This is a genomic window from Paenibacillus tengchongensis (assembly GCF_008973665.1).
In the GTDB taxonomy this organism is placed as follows: domain Bacteria; phylum Bacillota; class Bacilli; order Paenibacillales; family Paenibacillaceae; genus Paenibacillus_AQ; species Paenibacillus_AQ tengchongensis.
Window position 1 is genome coordinate 13710 of record NZ_WACP01000016.1, and the last position, 18993, is coordinate 32702.

16 protein-coding genes are annotated in these 18993 nt (G+C 57.8%); 8 read left to right on the forward strand and 8 right to left on the reverse strand.

Annotated elements, in window-relative coordinates; genetic code table 11:
* The first annotated feature begins 9 nt into the window (after positions 1-9).
* Together F1381_RS22915 and F1381_RS22920 are read left to right on the forward strand one after the other, a co-directional pair.
* A complete protein-coding gene (locus F1381_RS22915) occupies positions 10-906 on the forward strand; it encodes a glycine betaine ABC transporter substrate-binding protein (protein ID WP_425495290.1) in 897 nt (298 codons plus the stop codon).
* A 161-nt stretch (positions 907-1067) separates the two neighbouring features.
* Entirely contained in the window at positions 1068-1679 is a 612-nt protein-coding gene (locus F1381_RS22920) for a TVP38/TMEM64 family protein (protein WP_151737167.1), read from the forward strand.
* Positions 1680-1839: 160 nt separating this feature from the next.
* Here the strand turns inward: F1381_RS22920 and F1381_RS22925 are convergent, their stop codons facing one another.
* Both F1381_RS22925 and F1381_RS22930 read right to left on the reverse strand, forming a co-directional pair.
* Entirely contained in the window at positions 1840-2025 is a 186-nt protein-coding gene (locus F1381_RS22925) for a hypothetical protein (protein ID WP_151737168.1), read from the reverse strand.
* Positions 2022-3002 (reverse strand): TIR domain-containing protein, encoded by a 981-nt coding sequence (locus tag F1381_RS22930; RefSeq protein WP_187355530.1) that lies wholly within the window; start codon positions 3000-3002, stop codon positions 2022-2024. The genes F1381_RS22925 and F1381_RS22930 overlap by 4 nt, the downstream gene beginning before the upstream one ends.
* Positions 3003-3267: 265 nt before the next feature.
* Here F1381_RS22930 and yunB point away from each other — a divergent pair, with 265 nt between their 5' ends.
* Entirely contained in the window at positions 3268-4452 is a 1185-nt protein-coding gene (gene yunB / locus F1381_RS22935; protein WP_343043458.1) for a sporulation protein YunB, read from the forward strand.
* 57 nt (positions 4453-4509) lie between these two features.
* On the opposite strand, the gene F1381_RS22940 is transcribed toward yunB, so the two are convergent.
* From F1381_RS22940 to F1381_RS28980, 4 genes are all read right to left on the reverse strand, one after another.
* Complete coding sequence (locus tag F1381_RS22940; protein WP_151737170.1) at positions 4510-6675, reverse strand: glycosyltransferase family 2 protein; 2166 nt, start codon at positions 6673-6675, stop codon at positions 4510-4512.
* A 7-nt stretch (positions 6676-6682) separates the two neighbouring features.
* A complete protein-coding gene (locus F1381_RS22945; protein WP_151737171.1) occupies positions 6683-8311 on the reverse strand; it encodes a tetratricopeptide repeat-containing glycosyltransferase family 2 protein in 1629 nt (542 codons plus the stop codon).
* Positions 8308-10338: a glycosyltransferase gene (locus F1381_RS22950; RefSeq protein ID WP_281349950.1), complete on the reverse strand. Its 2031-nt coding sequence runs from the start codon at positions 10336-10338 to the stop codon at positions 8308-8310. The genes F1381_RS22945 and F1381_RS22950 overlap by 4 nt, the downstream gene beginning before the upstream one ends.
* 159 nt (positions 10339-10497) lie before the next feature.
* The gene (locus tag F1381_RS28980) at positions 10498-11802 is read right to left on the reverse strand and encodes a DUF6385 domain-containing protein (RefSeq protein ID WP_246188164.1); all 1305 of its coding nucleotides are present in this window, start codon (positions 11800-11802) and stop codon (positions 10498-10500) included.
* A gap of 276 nt (positions 11803-12078) precedes the next feature.
* Here F1381_RS28980 and F1381_RS22960 point away from each other — a divergent pair, with 276 nt between their 5' ends.
* From F1381_RS22960 to F1381_RS22970, 4 genes are all read left to right on the forward strand, one after another.
* Entirely contained in the window at positions 12079-12615 is a 537-nt protein-coding gene (locus tag F1381_RS22960) for a hypothetical protein (RefSeq protein WP_151737173.1), read from the forward strand.
* Between the two features lie 19 nt (positions 12616-12634).
* Entirely contained in the window at positions 12635-13222 is a 588-nt protein-coding gene (locus F1381_RS22965) for a hypothetical protein (protein ID WP_151737174.1), read from the forward strand.
* Between the two features lie 170 nt (positions 13223-13392).
* Positions 13393-13617: a hypothetical protein gene (locus F1381_RS28455; protein WP_187355531.1), complete on the forward strand. Its 225-nt coding sequence runs from the start codon at positions 13393-13395 to the stop codon at positions 13615-13617.
* An 83-nt stretch (positions 13618-13700) separates the two neighbouring features.
* Complete coding sequence (locus tag F1381_RS22970) at positions 13701-15401, forward strand: alpha amylase N-terminal ig-like domain-containing protein (protein ID WP_151737175.1); 1701 nt, start codon at positions 13701-13703, stop codon at positions 15399-15401.
* A 10-nt stretch (positions 15402-15411) separates the two neighbouring features.
* Here F1381_RS22970 and F1381_RS22975 read toward each other — a convergent pair whose 3' ends face one another.
* Positions 15412-16497 carry a M23 family metallopeptidase gene (locus F1381_RS22975; protein ID WP_151737176.1) on the reverse strand — a complete coding sequence of 362 codons (1086 nt, stop codon included), beginning with the start codon at positions 16495-16497 and terminating at the stop codon, positions 15412-15414.
* Positions 16498-16862: 365 nt separating this feature from the next.
* Here F1381_RS22975 and F1381_RS22980 point away from each other — a divergent pair, with 365 nt between their 5' ends.
* Entirely contained in the window at positions 16863-17462 is a 600-nt protein-coding gene (locus tag F1381_RS22980; protein ID WP_151737177.1) for a YutD family protein, read from the forward strand.
* 77 nt (positions 17463-17539) lie between these two features.
* Here F1381_RS22980 and F1381_RS22985 read toward each other — a convergent pair whose 3' ends face one another.
* The gene (locus F1381_RS22985) at positions 17540-18979 is read right to left on the reverse strand and encodes a S41 family peptidase (protein ID WP_151737178.1); all 1440 of its coding nucleotides are present in this window, start codon (positions 18977-18979) and stop codon (positions 17540-17542) included.
* Between the last annotated feature and the right edge of the window lie 14 nt (positions 18980-18993).

Here is an 18993-nt window from a genome sequence, read left to right on the forward strand (position 1 = left end):
TTTCTAACCATGAAAACAACTAAAATGAAGAGAAGTCTCGGAATTCTGACCCTGGCGCTGGGTGTGGGCGTATTGTCCGCATGTTCGTCCGCTAATGATGCCAAGGGGGATACGGTCAAGCTGGCCTATGTGGCCTGGGATTCGGAGATCGCCAGCTCCAATGTAGTTAAGGAAGTGCTGGAGACGAAGCTGAACGCGAAGGTGGAGATGCTGCAGGTTGATGCCGGCCCGATGTGGGCCGGGATTGCTGACGGCAGCGCCGACGCGATGGTAGCCGCATGGCTGCCGAGCACCCACGCTTCCTATATTGAGAAATACGGCGATCAAGTCACGGACCTGGGTCCCAACCTGGATGGCACCAAGACCGGGCTTGCGGTTCCGGCCTACATGGACATTACCTCCATTGAGGACCTGAAGAAAGCCGATGTAGCCGCTTCGCTGGACAACACCATTGTAGGGATTGAACCTGGTGCCGGCATCATGATGGCTACCGAACAGGCGATCAGCGACTATGCGCTGGATAATTATACCCTGCTGGAAAGCTCCTCCGCGGCAATGGCCCAGGAGCTGCAAAAGGCGTATGACAACAATGAGCCGATCGTTGTGACCGGCTGGACGCCGCACTGGATGTTTGCCAATATGGATCTGAAATATCTTGAAGATCCGCAGGGCACGTACGGCGGAGCCGAGCAGATCCACACCATGGTCCGTCAAGGACTGCAGGAGGATATGCCGGAAGTCTATGCTTTCCTCGATAACTTCGAGTGGACAGCCGATGATATGGCCCAGGTAATGGTCGAGATTCAGGGCGGAGCATCGCCGGAGGAAGCGGCCAAGAGCTGGGTAGAAGCCAATGCCGCTAAGGTCGATGCCTGGATTGCTGCGGGAGAAACTGCGTCGGAATAACCGGTTTACTGAGCAGGATTAGCGGCAGGAAACGGCAAGCCGGTTCTTTTTACACCGGGTCCACGGATATGATATGATAAAGAGAAAACCGACTCCGTTTAAAAACACCCCGTCAGGGGTGTTTTTCCATGGGGATAGGAGGATCAGAGAGGAGTTTCCCCATGACTGAAACGATCAACGGGTGGATCGACTGGCTGCTGCAGACGCTGGGGCTGAGCGGGCCTTATATCGTGCTTGCCACCTTTCCGCTGACCGTGATTCAGAGTCTGTTCGGACTGTTTCCGCTCGCCATCCTGATCGTGCTGCATGTGTCGGAGTTCGGCGTGATCGGCGGGATGCTGGTCAGCTGGGTGGCCTGCAATGTCGGGGCGATCCTGGTCTATTTTCTGTTCCGGCGGTACCTGTACAACTGGTTCGACACGAAAATGCGCTCCAAGCTGACGCGGTACGACAAATGGCAGAAATATCTGGACCGTTACGGGATCTGGACGCTGCTGCTGCTGCGGACTGTGCCGATTGTGCCCAGCAATGTGATTAACTTTATGGCTGCGGTCTCCCCGATTAAGGTGTCCTCCAACATCTGGGGCACCGTGCTCGGCAATCTCTCCTATATCTGGCTGTTCGGAACGATCGGCTCGACGCTGATTGTGCCCCGGGAGGAGTGGGCCGGGTTCCTGGGCTGGTACGCTGTGTTCGCCGCCGTTCTGCTGGCCGTATTTGTCCGCCGCCATTGGGGACATCTGCAGGAAGACAAGCGCAGCCGGATGCAATAATTCTGATCATAATCAGGAAGTGAGGGACGTTTCTTGCGGCGGTTGCCGGGGGGAGCGTCTTTTTTTGCGGGGGAGAGTACAAAGGGCAAAACCTATAAGCAGGTCTTTGCATAAAGAAACGGATCAGGAGTTGTCCTGACCCGTTCTGAGATACCGTAAATTATGTTCGACCTAACATTGCAGGACGTTTATACTCGGCTTTCCTTTTCAGGACGACAATACCGTCAGTGTCATTCCCAGGTCCTAACGTAGGGGCTAATACCCTGTCAACCACTATTTTGTTTGAGAGATTGATTCCCTGAACAGAAGCATTTTGGTAACCTTTTCGGATGTTTTTACTGTTCATGTTACATCTCCTCCAAATATATAGTTGATCGAACTCATTAGCTCCACATTCTCGTTCATCAGGCTTTCAATGCGTGTAGCCGCCATAGCTCCATTAATGGTAAGGTGAATGGTAACGACTAGCTCCTTAGCAACAGGATAACACAGTAAAAAAACGCTCGCAACGCCCGTTTTCTTGTAGAGCATGGCTTGTTCTGTTCCGGTTAGGTAAACATCCACTACCAATGGTTTAGTAGTACTGCCCGATTTATAATCCGTAAAGCTGTAAAATCTACCGCGCCCCACATTTCCGGCGACCTGTCTTATCCCGTCTGCCCCCTCTACAGCCCAAACGGCTGCTCCCGAAACCTTAGCATTGGCAAAGGCTTTAGTGTCGTAAGCGGTCCGGATTGCTTCATATAAGTAATCAAACTTCCGTCCAGGATCCGAGAGCAGATCCTTGCTAAATTGCGTCAGAAAACTGATTAATGACTGATGTGCCGGGTTTACAAATTGGCCGAGTTCATCTATTTTTTGCCGGATCGTATCACATGCAGTTACAACTGCTGCGTCCATATTCTTCTGGCGTGTATCATATGTAATGAAGGTCAATCCATGAAGATCAGAAGGAATGTGAAATTCGGTAATTTCTGCATCTTGATATAATTTTCTTGATTCCATGGGAACAATGTAAAATACACGTTCTCTTCTCAGATGACCCCAAAATAATTCCAGCTCAAAGATCGTATTGTCCCGCGGAGCCAACACTCTTTTTCCCCGGAAATCTACAACATCATCAGGACCAAAAACAAAAACAGCAAAATCATTATGGTCTATCTGTGTTTCTAAGTCATCCATAGTAGCATTATTTACTTTGAAAACATTAGCAAACCAAGGATTTATTTCAGCATAACGTTGTAATTCACGCATGACGGCAACAGCGTAGGGTTTTGATTCAGTAGATGATCCGATAAATAGCCTCGGCTTTGAATTAGCCATTGGATGACTCCTTGTCAAAATATTTTCAATGACAGAGCTATTTAAGCTGAAAGTGGGAATTATCTCAATAATGAGAAAATTATACAATGAAGATTCAACAAATTCTACCATATTTCTATCTTTATGGAGAATAGGTTGCAAGGGCTTGATAGAATAGGGCCTCTTTGCTTTGCGCGGAGATAACAGTAGTATTATTTAGCACCTCCGAATACCTTATAGTAAGCAAGCGGCGGCTTGGCCGCGGGAATCGGAGGGAGTACGGTTCATGGGGAGAATGCGTAAATGGGGAAGCCGCAGGGCCATACTGCCGGACCTGGGCCGTCTGCGGCTGCCGAAGATCAGCTGGAGCGGCGGCCCGCAGGCCAAGCGGAGCGCGGCATTCCGGTCCAGGCCGGCACGGACGCCGCTGATGGGTCCGCTGCGGCGCTCTCCGGCGTTTAAAGCGCGGCCGGGACGCCAGAGCCGCAAGGCTGCCGGAATCGGTCCTGCGGTACAGCGCCCCGGACCGGGGCAGCCGGGAAGCGGGACGTTAACGGGCTGGCAGGGATCAGGGAAGGCAAAAGCAGCCCAGCCTATTTATGGCGTGCGAGTACATAAGCCGCGCAGACGCCGCAGATTCTGGCTGATTGCCGGTCTGCTGCTCGTACTCAGCTTCATGCTGGGATTGCGCTATGTGGAACGGCATTTGCGGCCGCCGATCGTTCATCTGGCGCAAATCCGGGTCAAGCAGATTGCCACGGAGTCGATCAACAAGGCGATTACATCCCAGGTTGCAGATGAGGGAAATGCGGAAGCGCTGATCGACTGGAAAAGCGACAACGACGGCAAGATATCAGGCTTCATGCTGAACTATAAGGAGCATATGCGGATTACTTCACAAGCGGCTGAAGTCATTCAGACGACGCTCCAGGAGCTCCACAACCGCACGGAGCATATTCCCCTCGGCCAGGCGCTTGGCAGCCCGCTGATCGCTTCCTTCGGACCCGATGTGCCGATCAAGATAGAGCCGCAGGGCGCTGTAAAGGTGGAACTGAACACCCGCCAGAAGAATGCCGGCATCAATATGATTCTGGTCGAGGTGTATATCCACATTGTGACCGAGGTGGCGGTCGTTATCCCTTTTGATATGGAGCCGCAGGTGGTGGACACGGAGATTCCCGTCTCTTATCTGATGGTGGTCGGAGATGTGCCGATGTACTATTACGACAATCAGGGCCAGCCGGTAGGCGACAACAGCGCCTCTGCCCCGGGCATCGCCATTCCTGCACCTGCACCTGCCGTTACGGAAACGGCGCCGAACGGCGGAGCAGGTACGGGCAAAGAGGACGGCGGCACTGCTCCCGGCGGCGGAGAGCAGAATCACGAGTCTCCGGCTTCCGGCGGCAATGCGCCCGCAGTTCCGGAGGGCGGGAATGCAGGCGAGGGGAGCGGGGTCGGCGGAGGAGAATAAGCCATTGTTATAAAAAGCGGCAGTCCGGACAGCTTTCATGTCCTGGACTGCCGTTTTCTATTTAGGATTGCTGCGCGCCTGAAGCTGCCTCTCTTCCAGAAGCGCGTGCCTGGCCAGCAGCGGCCAGGGGATGCCGCCTGCCGGCAAGCCTTGCGGGCAGGCGGCTGCTGCGAGCTGCAGCTTGCGGTAGGCCAGGCCGGTCCGCGCCGCCCGGCTGCCGGAGCTGTGCAGCGCGCGTTCGGTTGCCGCAGGCAGCGGGGCAGGCAGGCCGCAGGAAGCGGCCACAGCGGCCTGCAGCAGCCATTCGGCTGGGCCCGGGGGCTCTGCCGCCGCACAGGGGCCAGCCGGGCCGGAAGGAGTCTGGCTTGCTTCCGTTAGTGACAGGATAGGAGAGCTGGCCGCGGCATCGTCGAACAAATGTCCCGGAGCGCGGGCGCTTGCATCCATGCGGAGCAGGTCATGGAGCTGTGCGCCCCGATCCGGTGAAGGCTTGGGTGCTGCCCCTGCAGACTTCCCGCCGGCATGCCTGGCTGTCAGCCTGCACCACCTCTGCCGCACGCCGGGCGGCGCGGCGAGCAGGCCGCACCAGAGCGGCTGGGGCAGCCCGCTCCAGCGCAGCTGCGGTGCGCGCTCGGCCAAGGCGAGCAGCGCCTCCCAGGCCGCGACCTGCAGCAGCAGCTGCGCGGCATAGGCCAGGTCGGCCGGCGGCGGAGCGCCGGCCGCTTCCGGGCCTGCCCGCAGGAGGCGGCCGACTGCGGCGAGGCCCGGACGGAGCGCGGCCAGCTCCGCGAGCCGCTGCGCTTCAGCCGCGCGGTCCCCGGCGCGGCAGGCCCAGGCCCACAGGTAGCCGGAGATGTCCGGCTGCCCCGGGCGCTCTTCCCGCAGCCGCTCCAGCTTGGCGGCTGCCCGGCGGGCCTGGTCCTCCTGCCCGGCGAGCTCCGGCAGGAGGACCAGGATGCGGCGCACGGCCGCAGGCAGCTGCGGCGCCGCTGCAAGCGCTGCGAGCCAGCCGAAGGCGCGGGCGTTCAGCGCAGCGGGCACGAGCCGGCCGAGCAGCGCGGCCGGCAGTCTGGCGCGGCAGGACCGGGTCAGCTCGGTGAGCCGCTCCTGCTCTCCCGCCAGCAGGCTGAGCGCTAATAGCGCCTCCCAGGCGGCGGGATGCTCCGGCTTATAGCGGACCGCCTGCCCGTAATGCTCCAGCGCCTCCGGGAACAGAAACAGCCGCTCGCATACCTGGCCCGCCAGCAGCCGGGTGCGTTCTTCGCCGCTTCCGGCGGATGACGGGTATTTGTGCGCGGTATTTCCGCTGGCGAGCGCCTGCAGCAGCAGCTTGTAGGGCTCCTGCAAGCTGCCCTCCTCCAGCAGCATAATCGCTCTGCTCTCCAGCAGATCCGTGAAGTCAGGGAACAGTGACAGGCCACTCTGATATACTGTCCCTGCTTCTTCGCGGCGGCCGCAAGCCTGCAGGGCGTAAGCGGTCTTCAAATAGAGGTCGGCGGCATAGCCCGAGTCCGGCGAAAGGCCGGGCAGCAGCGGCAGAAGCTGATCAGCCGCCCCGCTGTATTGCCCGAGCTGGTAGTATTCCGCACCCAGGGCATAACGGAGCATACCGCTGTGCGGATCGGCTGCCAGCGCCGCATGGATCAGCTGCAGATTGCGGTTCGCTTTATCTTTCTGCTGCAGTTCACGCTCCAGGTAGCCGTAATGGTGGACCGGCAGCTGGGCAAAAGCGATATGGCCGCCCGGCAGCGCCCATATGCTGCTGGCGGCCTCCTCATGAATGCTGCCGGTGAAGCGGATCCGTTCATCGTTGCGGAACAGCCGGCAGATATTGTCGGTGACATATTGCCCCTCGGCCTGACCGCCCACATAGTGGATGAAGGGCAGGAAATAACCATCGGCCTGCCGGGAATCCAGCAGCAGGCGCAGCGCCTCCGGCTCCCAGTCCCCGGCGGCTTCATCGGCATCGAGCACCAGAATCCAGGAGCGGGTAGCCGCCCGGAGGCTGCGGTTTCGCGCCTTGGCGAAATCCTCCTCCCAGGGGATGTTTATTACCTGCGCTCCATAGCTTCGGGCGATGTCCCGGCTGTCGTCGCGGGAGCCGGTGTCGGCTACAATGATCTCGGCCACCAGTCCCTGCACGGAGGACAGACACCGCTCCAGGTGGCGTGCCTCGTTCTTGACGATCATGCACAGCGAGAGGTCGGGGACGCGGTCGGCCATCCGTGCCTTACTCCCCGGAGCCCGGCAGCGGCAGGATCAGCCGGGCTCTGGCCGCCGCCGCAGCGTAGGCGGAAGCGGCGGGCACCCCGGCAAGCGCGCGGTCGGCCAGCAGCAGCCAGGCCCGGCTTTGCCGGATGGACGGCCGGTCCGGCGGCCGGTCCGGTGCCGCCCCATCCAGCAGTGCAAGGATGTCTTCCCGGGTCAGCGGCTCAGCTTTATCCAGGCAGTCTTGCAGCAGGCTGGCCAGCCGCACAATTACTGCGTCAGGCTTGCCGCTGCTGTCTGTGCAGCTGTTGTCTGCCCCTGCCGTACCGCGCTGATCTTCTCCGCCGTCAGCAGTATCTATATTTCCGCTGCTTACGCTGCCATCTCCGCCGTCGAGCTCCGCACGACAGACAGAGGCCGCTGCTGCAAAGCAGCCGTCCCGCAGCAGCAGTTCTAGGATGCGCGGGCGCTCTGCCGCCCACATCTCCGGCAGATGCCGGGCCAGCCAGCCGGGGATTTCATGTTCCCGGCCTGCGCATTTCAGCGTCCGCACGAGCCGGGCGAGCAGCGGCCAGGGCTCGGGGTGCAGCCGCGCCGCCTGTATATAGCAGGCCACGGCGTCGCTGATTTCACCGGTCTCCTGGGACAGCTGCCCGAGTGCGGCCAGCGTAAGATAGCTGCCATACCCGGCTTCCGTATGGTAAGCCGGGGGGGACGCGCCGATGCGCAGCGCTTCGCGGAGCGACCTTCCTGCTGCAGCGAATGCTCCGCCCTGCATCAGCAGTACGCCCAGCAGATGGTGCAGATCGGTATAATCCGGGAACAGGGTGAGTCCCTCCCTGCAGACGGAGAGTGCGGAAGGAAGTCCGCCCAGCGCCAGGTGACACCGGACCTTATATTTATATAAGAGGTGAACATAGCTGGTACCGGCCTCCGACAGCTTCAGCGATTCCGCAATATGGTGCAGGGCCGGATCATACTCGCCCAGGCGCATATATTCGACGGCCATATTGTAATGATGGAACCCGTCGCCCGGTTCCTGCTTCAACTGCTCCTCAAGCAGCCGGAGATTGCGGCTGATTTTGTCCTTCCGGGCCACAACGCCGTCGGCATATCCGTAGTGATGAATCACGGCCGAGGTCAGATGCATCGCCGCCTCAGGTCTGGTCCCGACAATGACACTGGCGATCTGCTCATGGATAATGCCGGTAAAGCGGTACTCCGGCCGGTTGCGGAACATCCGCAGGATCGGATTGACCGTAATGGTTGGCGAGAGACGGCTCAGTCCCCGGTGATTATGAATCCGCAGGAAAAAAGCTTCATACTCCGTATGCTGCGCACAGATCAGCAGCTCCTCCCGGCTGTCTGCCTCCAGCTCCTCATCGGCATCGAGCACCAGAATCCAGGCTCCCCGGGCCCGTTCCAGCCCGGCATTGCGGGCGGCGGCGAAGTCGCCGTTCCAGGGGAACTTCACAAGCCTTGCGCCGTATTCCCGGGCAATCTGCGGTGTGGCATCGGTGGAGCCGGTATCGACCACGATGATCTCGTCAGCCACGCCGCGAACGCTGTTTAAGCATCCGGCGAGCGTTTCTGCTTCATTTTTAACAATCATGCACAGGGAAATCAGCGGCTTGCGCGGCAGCTTCTTCATGGCTTGCTTCCTCCCCGGAGCTGATGGCAGCTCCACTCAGTATGCCAGGGCACGCGGTTCAACTGGGCAATCGCATTGCCGATCCCCGCGAGGTCTTCGCGCAGCGGTGAATGGGCCGGATGCTCATGTTCGGGCTGAAGCGCCTGCTCCAGTTCTTGTTTGGCCTGATGGAGCAAACACAGCGACAAGCCGATCCGTGCCGCCTCAACGCCCGGCTCCGTCTCCGCCGCTTGCCGGAAGCAATCCGCAGCCTGCGTATAATGACCCTTGTCAAAAAGCATTTCTCCCAGATAAAAAGCGCTGCCGCCCTGTAAACGCCCGGCCTCGGCCAGCCGGATGAACAGCTCCCCGGCCCCGGCCCGCCGGCCTTCCAGATAAAGCGCCCCGGCCAGTTCCTGCAGGCAGGCGGGATAGGCTTCAGCCAAAGCGGAAGCGAGCGGGTAAAGGTGCAGCTTGACGGATAAGCGGATCAGCTCGGAGGCGATTTCGGAGCAGTGGCCTGCTGAGGGGGCGGTATTCGCCGCCTGTTGCCCAAGGTGCTGTTCCAGACGCTCTGCTCCGGCACGCAGCCATGCAGAGCGGTCCGGGGCCTCTTGCAGTACAACTGCCCCCGCCAGCTCCCAGCGGCACAGGAGCTGCAGCAGCCAAAGACTGCGCGGCAGCTCTGCCTTGTCCCTGTCAGTGAACAGCGTGTTCATGCTTCTCTCCAGCGTCTCGTCCGCTTCCTGCGGCTTACCGGCGGCGAGCAGCGCCGAGATGAACAGCGGAGCGGTCTCCGGCTCCAGCGGATAAAGATTTTGCTCCAGCCGCGTGATGGCATCATAAGCCCCGGTATCGTACAAGGCGCTAACAATAGCTGCTCTTCCGGCAGACTGCTCCGGCGGAACCAGCGTCTGCAGCAGCGCCGCAATGTCCGCCTCCGGCACATCCAGGCGCTGAAAAGCTTCGGAAATTCCGCACAATGCCTCCAGGTAAAGGGGGTGCTGCTGAAGCGCCCGGTAATACAGTCTCGCGGCCTCCTCCCACTTGCCCATCCGGGCGGCAATGCCGCCCATTCGGCCAAGCGGACGATAAGTCGCACTGCCGGCCTCGCTGACGTATTTGCCCTGCGGCACATTCCCAACCGAGAGAGCTTCCGCCTGCTGATAATGCTGAAAGGCCATTTCCAGCTGTCCCTGCTGCTCCCGGGATTGTCCCTGAAGCAGCTGCAGATCGGGATAGTCCGGGTAACGTTCCAGCTCGCGTACTAGCAGGCCGTCGATTTCCCTCAGCTTGCCTGCGGACAGGTATATTTTGCAAAGATCGCGGACCATGGAGGGACGGAAGGAGGCTTGTGCGGGAGCCTGGACGAGTGCGCGGCGCAGCAGCTTTTCCGCTTCGTCGGTGCGTCCGGCCCGGCAGCAGACCACGGCCAGGTTGTAGCTGTAAAATGCATTGCCGGGATCTTTGGCCAGGGCGCGGCGCAGCAGCTCTTCGTTGCGTCCGCTTTTATTTTTGGCGGCCATAAGTCCGGGGAGATAGCCGAAATGAACAATCTGGACAGCGCTGTCCGCGATGGAGTGCAGTCCTGTGCGTTCAATGATGGAAGCGTCGGCTCCTTCGTGGATGATCCCTTGGTAGCGGTAGCCCAATCCGTTGCGGAATAGCCGCACGCTTCTGTGGGTTACGCGATCTTCTGCCCTCGTGCCTACCCAATTGTCAATGAGGACGGTAAAAGCGGTTGACTCCGTACTCCGGAGGATTGCCCGGATATCCGCAACCCTTGTCTGTAACTGTTCATCGGCATCCAGGACCAGTATCCAATCGGTGGCGGCACGGGCCAGTCCTGCATTGCGCGCCTCCGAGAAATTATCGTTCCATTCAAAGTGCAGCACATGGGTGCCATAGGACCGGGCCACCTCTACGGTGTTATCCGTGGAGCCGGTATCCACGACGATGATTTCGTCTGCGCCGGCCAGGCTGTCAAGACATTGGCGCAGGAGGTCCGCTTCATTTTTGACGATCAGATGTACTCCGAGTGTAGGCATAAGCACGCTCCTTCCTCCTAGGCGGTTCTGCCGGATAAAATGCGGTTGAAGCGGGACGGCGCGGGAAACCGCACCCTGTGTACGCAGGCAAAGAGCACATGGGGGCCATGCACTCTTTTGCCCAAGGTATGATTCTTTAATTTATGAAAAAAGCTGACGTTACGTTCCCTGCGCATCGAAAATGACATTGATTGCAGAGGCGGCACCCGGTGTGGCCGACTGGTAGGAGAGACGGGTGTATTTCAGGAACCGGGCCGGAACAATGACGTCGACAGAACCGGCAGGCAAAGGGTTATCTCCGGTTGTGTCGATAAAGTAGTTCGTTCCATCCGCGCTGATCTCCACCCGCGTATTGACCGGATTCGCCCCGGTGTTCACGACGAAGTAGGAATAGGTGCCGAGGACACTGGTCGTTTGTGCCGGAAGCGGAGTATACGCGTCAGCGGTAGGAATGCCGATAAAGCTCTCCTCCACGAAGCTGCGCTGCGAAATAAACGTTACGCTGTCCAGCGTACCGGCGGTAATGGTGGCCCCGAGTACGCTGGTGATCGTGCCATCCAGCAACGTGCCGACCGAGCCGACCGAGGACAGGGTACCGGCGGTAATCGTAGCTCCAAGCACGCTGGTGATCGTGCCGCCTAACAATGCACCTACAGCGGATAGCGTACCGGCAGTGATGGTTGCGCCGAGCACGCTGGTGATCGTGCCGCCTAACAATGTACCTACAGCAGATAGCGTACCGGCAGTGATGGTTGCGCCGAGCACGCTGGTAATGGTGCCATCCAGCAGTGTGCCGACCGAGCCGACCGAGGACAGGGTACCGGCGGTAATCGTAGCTCCAAGCACGCTGGTGATCGTGCCGCCTAACAATGTGCCTACAGCGGACAAGGTACCGGCGGTAATGGTGGCCCCGAGTACGCTGGTGATCGTGCCATCCAGCAGTGTGCCGACCGAGCCGACCGAGGACAACGTACCGGCAGTGATCGTAGCGCCTAATACGCTAGTAATGGTTCCGCCTAACAGTGTACCCACAGCGGACAAGGTACCGGCGGTAATCGTAGCTCCAAGTACGCTGGTGATCGTGCCACCCAGCAGTGTGCCGACCGAGCCGACCGAGGACAACGTACCGGCGGTAATAGTTGCCCCGAGTACGCTGGTGATCGTGCCACCCAGCAGTGTGCCGACCGAGCCGACCGAGGACAACGTACCGGCGGTAATGGTTGCGCCGAGCACGCTGGTAATAGTGCCATCCAGCAGTGTGTCGACCGAGCCGACCGAGGACAACGTACCGGCGGTGATCGTGGTGCCAAGTACGCTGGTGATGGTGCCCCCCAGGATAACTGTGGTTAAATTGCCGCTGGGATCGGTCAGTAAGGGCAGATCGGTAGAGGTTGAAGGATCCCGCCCGAAAATAAGCGCACGCAGATTATCCGGGTTGGTTTGGAATGAACTGAAATTCGGCAAGCTGATTCACCCTTTCTTTTGTTCAACTTATATAGATTTGTCATCAGTAGACTTGCTCATAAAAAGACCCAGGATACCTCGTCTGGGTCTTCATGCACAAAAACAAGCGGAAAGCCTGTACGTTTTGGAACCATTCGCGAATGGTGTGATACCAATATATGAGGATATTAAGAGAATGACCGGGCGCAGCCGGCAAAAATATGCGGATTACCGAACAACCTGTCAACCGGCGGCGCATACGATAAGAATATGCTGAGAGAAATGGAGGATGAAGCCATGCCCAATGAGGCAATTTTTAATCAGAGCAGCGGGCCGCTCTATACGGAGCAGGTCAATACTTACATCTCACCCGCCATCGATAACTCTCCGGAAGCGGATGCCGCGTTAGCCGGCTTGCTGTTCTCCGCGCCGTTTGCTTCTACAGTGACTACTGCCGCACCGCTTGTCATTCAGTTGTCTAACCCGGCGGGCAGCGGCCGGACGGCATACGTCTCCAGAGTCACCGGGAGCTCTGCGGCCTCGGCGGTGACGCTATCCCTTTTAAGAAACGCGACAGTCACAGGCGCAACGACTGCACCTGTTAATTTTAATTTCGGCAGTGCAACCGCCAGTGTCATGACGGTCCGTACGGCTACGGCGGCACCTACCGGCAGTCCTGCGACATTGATCGCGCTGCTGCTGGCCCCAGGCCCGACGATTGTCGATTTGAACGGCCGGATTATTGTTCCGCCCGGCAGTTCGGTTACACTTACCATGACGATTGCCTCCGGCAGCTCAGCGGCGACGGGAAGCATCAACTGGTGGGAAGCCTGATGGAAGGGAGGGCGAACGAATGCCCAATAATACCGTTTTTAACGGCGAGGACCAGCCGGTATATGTGGAAATGACTAATTCTTATCTGACGCCGGATATTTCAGCGCCTCCCGAAATGAATGCTGCGCAGAATACGGTGCTGTATTCAACGAATGCCTCCGCTTCGGCAACAGTGGTGCTTGCCCTAATCTCGGCGATTTCTTCCATACGCATCGCCAACCCGGCAGGCAGCGGCAGGACGCTTTATATCTCACGGATCAGCGGCAGCATTGGAGGCTCGTCACTGCTGTCCAATATGTCGGGCACCTTCAGCATCGTGCGCGGCGGCACTTTAACTTCTCCCGCTGTGCTGACACCGGTGAACAACAATCTTGGGAGCTCTGCCGCCAGCAGTGCTACGACTCAATCTTCGACTGCGGCAATCAGCGGGGGAACGGTGCTTTATTCCTACCAGCTGGCTCCGGGAACGTTCTCGCAAACTTTTTCCGGAAGCATTGTGCTTCCTCCCGGCAGTGCGCTCTCCGCCAATGTCACCTCTTCAAGCTCCGCCATCGGTCTGACCATTACTTCCGCCGTCAGTCTGGCCTGGTGGGAAAGCCCGGCTTAAGGTGGGAGGTTCCCCGCAAAGCGTATCCGGATGTCCTGTACTAGACGGCAAGCCTCTGACGAGGACATGAAGGAGGCTTGCCCATCCGCTGACCGTCGTTAAATTGGACAATCGCCATCTAAATACACATCTATAAACCAATACTGTCCAAATTAAGTGCCGATAATCGAATGAAAGGACTGAAATCATTAAATACGGACAACATTAGTGTGCGAAAATCGGACTATTTTCCAGTTACATTTGGGGGGATTCCGCACAGCCAGCACCTGAATCGGCTCTATGGAAGAGCCTTTGCGGGTCTTTTTGGCATGTCCGGATATGCCTTTTCATTGACAATAACTGCACAGGAATGGTACTTTCAACAAAGGGAAACCGGTTTCTCTGGAGATGTTTGAGATCTGTAGATTACTGGAGATGGCGGAGCGCCGTATATATTAAGTGTGGAAACTTGTTCCACCGCAGATAGGAGAATGTAACTATGCCAACACATTGGTTCGTTTATCACACTTCGGAGGATCCTTTTGCTTACCCGGCCGGACCCGGCTGTCTTAAGCTGCGCTTGTTTGTACAGAATGGCTGCGGACTGTCCTGTACCGTGCTGCATTCGGACCGCTATGACCCGCCCGGCCGCGAGGTTCCGCAGACCATGGAGGTTGTCGGCTCCGCCGGCGCCTATGAAATCCATGAAGCCATTATCCGGACAGAGACGGGGAAGTGCCGGTATCTTTTCTATTTGAAGAACACAGCGGGCGAATACCAGTGGTATGGGGAGAGAGGCATGTCCGAGAACCGGGAGTGGGCGGGGTCTTTTCAATATGCGTATATGCACCGGCCCAAGGCGCTGGAGCTGCCCTCCTGGAGCGGAGATGCCATTGTCTATCAGATTTACCCCAGCAGCTTCAACAACGGTACTTTAAAGGGAATCACCGCAAAGCTTCCTTATCTGCATGCATTGGGCGTAAACGTGGTTTATATGACGCCTATTTTCGAATCGCCCTCGGAGCATAAGTACAACACTACAGATTATTATACAATTGACCCGGCCTTCGGGAGCACCGAGGATCTGCGGGAACTGGTCTTGCAGGCCCATCTTCAGGGCATCCGGGTGATGCTGGACGCGGTGTTTAACCACTCGGGAGATACTTTCTTTGCGTTCCGTGATGTGCTCGGGCAAGGTGAGAATTCCCGGTATAGGGACTGGTTCCATATCCACTCGTTCCCGGTGGTGCAGCAGCCGGTACCGAGCTATGAGACTTTTGCCAAGGCCGAATATCATATGCCTAAGCTGAATATGAATCACCCGGAAGTAGCCGACTATATGATTGAGGTGGCCAAATATTGGGTGCGTGAGACCGGCATTGACGGATGGAGACTGGATGTTGCCAATGAGGTGGACCCGCTGTTCTGGCGCCGTTTCCGCAGTGAACTTAAAGCGGAATTTCCGGAGCTGCTCATCATCGGTGAGGTGATGCACGCCTCGGGGCCATGGCTGCGGGGAGACCAGTTCGACGGCGGGATGAATTACGTGCTGCGCGATGCGATCCTGGAATTTTTCGCCGAGCAGTCGGTCGGGCCCGCACGCTTCATGGAGCAGCTTCTCCATACGGAGGCGCTGTGCAATGACCAGGCTAATTCAGCGATGTTCCAGCTGCTGGGGAGCCATGATACGCTGCGCTTCTTGACCGCCTGCAAGGAGGGCGGAAGAGGCTGGGACCATGAGCAGACCGGTATCCGCCGGATGATGCTGGCCGTATTCTTTCAAATGACCTACATCGGCATGCCGATGATCTATTACGGAGATGAAGTCGGTATGGAGGGGGCAACCGATCCGCATTGCCGCAAGCCGATGCTGTGGCGGGAGGAGGAGCAGCAGGCCGGGCTTTACGAATGGTACCGCCGGCTGATCGCGCTCCGCAAAGAGCATGCAGTGCTGCGCACCGGCTCCTTCCGCCCCTGGTTCACGGATGAAGCGCGTGGTGTCATCGGTTATGTGCGGCGTAGTGAACAAGAGCGGGTCGGGCTGGTGATCAACAACTCGCCGAACACATACCAGATCGCGGTGGACAGCTTCCGCAGCGACACGAATGCCGTGACGGATCTGCTGAGCGGCGTGACGCTCCGCAACTCTGGACGCATGTTAGTAGAGGTCGAACCTTTCGGTTGCCTGATGCTCCGGTAAGAAGGTATCATTACCGCTTGTGTTTCCGCAGCGAACGCCGCTCCTGGTTCTCCCATTGCTTCAGCAGCGGATACGGGTCAAAAGCCCATTCCGTAATGCCCCGGTCACGGTAAATGCCGTAATGCAGGTGCGGCGGGAATTTGCCTTGGGTACCGGGACTGCCGTAGCCGGAGCTGCCCACCCAGCCCACCGTCTGTCCGGGAGTGACGATATCTCCCCGTGACAATGATTTTTCATAGCCCGACAGATGTGCGTAGTAATGGTACCGGTTGTCAATGTCCCTGATGCCGACCCGCCAGCCGCCATAGCGGTTCCAGCCTTTGGTCTCGACGATGCCGAAGCAGGTGCTGCGCACCGTCATACCATGCGGCGCGAACAGGTCGGTGCCTTCATGAATGCGGGCCCCGCCCCAGCTGCGGCCGCTGCCCCAGGTACTGCGGTAGGCGTAGCTGTTTCCGACCGGCAGCGGAAAGGCGCTGCCGGTCAGATTCAGCCGCCCGAAATGCTCATACAGCTTGGCGAACTGGCCGACCCGTTGAGCAGCGCGGCCATTATGATAATATTCCCACACCCCGATGCTGAAATCGCTCGGAGCATCGCCGTATTTGCGCAAATGGGCGGCCATACTGTAGAGGGCATCAATATCATTCTCGGGGTCGGCTAAGCCGTCTCCCGAGCCATCCCGCCCGAATCCGCTGAAGAAGCTGATGGATTTCGGGTTCTTATCTTCCTGGTCCGGGTTCAGCGGCCCGGCCCATACCGGTGCAGGGACAGCAATGGCGGTGAGCCGTCCGGACGGCGCGCTGTCGGCGGCCGCCGTTTTCTTTTTGGCGATGGTCCGTTCATACTGATCAATGGCGGCATAACGGAACCAGGGGATACCCGTGGCGGCGCTCATCTGCTCATACAGCGCTTTGCGTGCAGCATATAGCTGCTCCTTGTCGGCCATGGCGCCGCCGGATGCAGCAGGGGCTGCATGGCTTCCGCCAGCCGACGCAGCCGCCGGTTCCGGATGACCGGCCCCCCATAACAGTGCGGCTGCAGACAAGCAGAGCAGAACACTCCATTTTGCAATATGTTTTACAAGGGCCAGCATGAGAACGACCTCCTAAGTCCAGGGTGTACTTTATAAGCACAGTGCTTTACCTTAGATTGAAACAAAAAAGGACTTTTTATCCGCAGCGTTTAGCCGATTCTCACAAAAACAGGAAAACCGCCCGTTCGCATGCTATAATATGAGGCAGTATATCCGGATGAGATGGAATTTTACAGGGGATGGGTGACCTGCGGGCCGCAGATTGTGATATATTGACGATAGGACAATAACTACTGCAGTCTTCGCTGAAGCATCTGCGCCCGCAGAGGGACTATCCGCCGGAGGGTCACGCGCCTTTATAGAGAGAGCAGAGGGCGCATACAACTGCGTTATGCAAATCATCAAGAAAGGCAGGCGACATACGCTTGATCGTTATAGGTGGAAAGGGCTACGAACTTGTGGTCGATCACAAGGACGGCTGGAACCCTGAAGCATTCCGCGGCAGGTACAGCGAGGTGCTTGACCGGTATGACTATATTATCGGGGATTGGGGCTACAGCCAGCTGCGGTTGAAGGGCTTTTTCCGGGACAATCACCCTAAGGTGAACCGTGATACGGCCATTTCGGGCATGGTGGATTATATTAATGAATATTGTAATTTCGGCTGCGCCTACTTTGTATTGCAGAAGATGAAGGAGATGCCGAAGGACAGCAGCGAAAGAGATATTCTGCTGAAGGACCCGGTGGAGAAGGAGAATTCCGCTGCGGCCGAGTCAGAGCAGGAAAGCGGCGAACCCGCCGCTCCGGTCAGAGAACAGCGGCAGCGGCCGGCCGGCAAAACCAAAGAAGCCGGAGGCAAGGAGCATGGCGGCAAAGACCGGCCTGCCCGCGAGCATCACGGGCGGAATCACCGGAACCGCGACGGCCACCCTAAAAAAGGCGGCAACCGGTCTGCGCAAAACCAGCAAAACCAGCAGAACCAGCAAAACCAGCCGAACACGCAACCGAACCCGCCGCAAAATTGAAGATAAGAACGTCAAAGAAGCTGTCCATTCAGCCTGTTCAGGCTGAATGGACAGCTTCTAATTTTAAACGCGATAGATTATTGAACGGATAATTTCAGGGTGTTCTGGGCGGCATTGTAGCTCCAGGTAAGTGCCGGGAACTTCTTCTTGAAGGCTCCCAGCTCAATCAGGGTTTCACCGTTTACCGATACGGCATCCTTTGAGGCTAAGGTGAAGCCGAAGGCCTTACCGGCACCTGTTGTCAGCACCACCTTCTTGTTCTTGGCATCCCATGCCAGGTCGCTTTCAGTTAATGCGGCAAGCACGCGGGCCGAAGCGTAGATCTTGTTGTTCTGCTTCAGCAAGCCGACATTCCCGGCAAACGGAGTTCCGTTGACATCGAGAATATGCTGATCTCCTGAAAGCGTAATACCGCTTAATCCTGCGATCTGCAGTGCCGTTACCAGCTGTGCGGTTTTGCCTTGAACCTCAATGTCCGGGGCCAGCCCGATATGGTTGAAATCCTCTTTGCTAGGAGTGAAATATTTCATGGTTGTCAGCTTAAGCATATCACCGTTGCTCATCGGCAGCAGGCTTTGAATCCGTCCCTTGCCATAAGTACGGGTGCCGACAATGGTAGCGAGCTTGTTGTCGCGCAGCGCTCCGGTCAACGCTTCGGAAGCGCTGGCCGTATATTCGTTGGTCAGGATAACGACAGGCACGCCGATCTTCGTGCCGCCGGTAATCATTTCCGGCACCAGTTGCCCGCCTGCATCGGAGAAATAAAGCATGACGCCGTTGTCGATGAACTGGGAGGCGATATTCTTGGCGGTATCCATGTAGCCGCCGGTATTGTCCCGCAGGTCCAGCACAAGTGATTTCATGCCGGCTGCACGCATTTTGGCCAGTTCGGCGGTAAAGTCTTCATCAGCATCTTCAGTGAATCCGCTGATGGAAATATAAGCGATGTTCTTTCCGAGCAGCTTGCTGGTCACGGAGTCGGTTGCGATCTCCCCCCGTGTGACGCTGAAGCTCTTGGTCGTGCCCCCGCGCTGCACAAGGAGTGTAACTTTCGTGCCGGAGGTGCCGCTCAGTTCGTCGCCCTCCAGCTCAGCAAGAGGAACTCCGTTTATCTTCAGAATGGAATCTCCGCGTTTCAGTCCGGACTGCTCCGCAGGAGAGCCGGGCATAACCTCTTCAATATACAGTTCGCTTGGAGTAGAAATGAGCACTATGCCGATGCCGACATATTCAAGGTCCACCTGGTGCTCGAACTCTGCGGCTTCTTCGCTGCTGAAGTACATGCTGTAGGGGTCGTCGAGCGTGTTGACCATACCGTCAATGGCACCGCGGATCAGGGTGTCCTGATCCATTCCCTCAATATTATAATACTCCAGGTATTCGAGCACTTCGTTGATCAGTTTGGTCTTGGACGAAGTGGCCTCAGCGCTTTCTTCGGCCAGCGCCGCAGGAGCGAAGGCGAGGGACATCGCCAGAGCGCCGCTGAGCACTGCGCTGATCAATTTAACGGATTTCATGGTTGCATACGTCC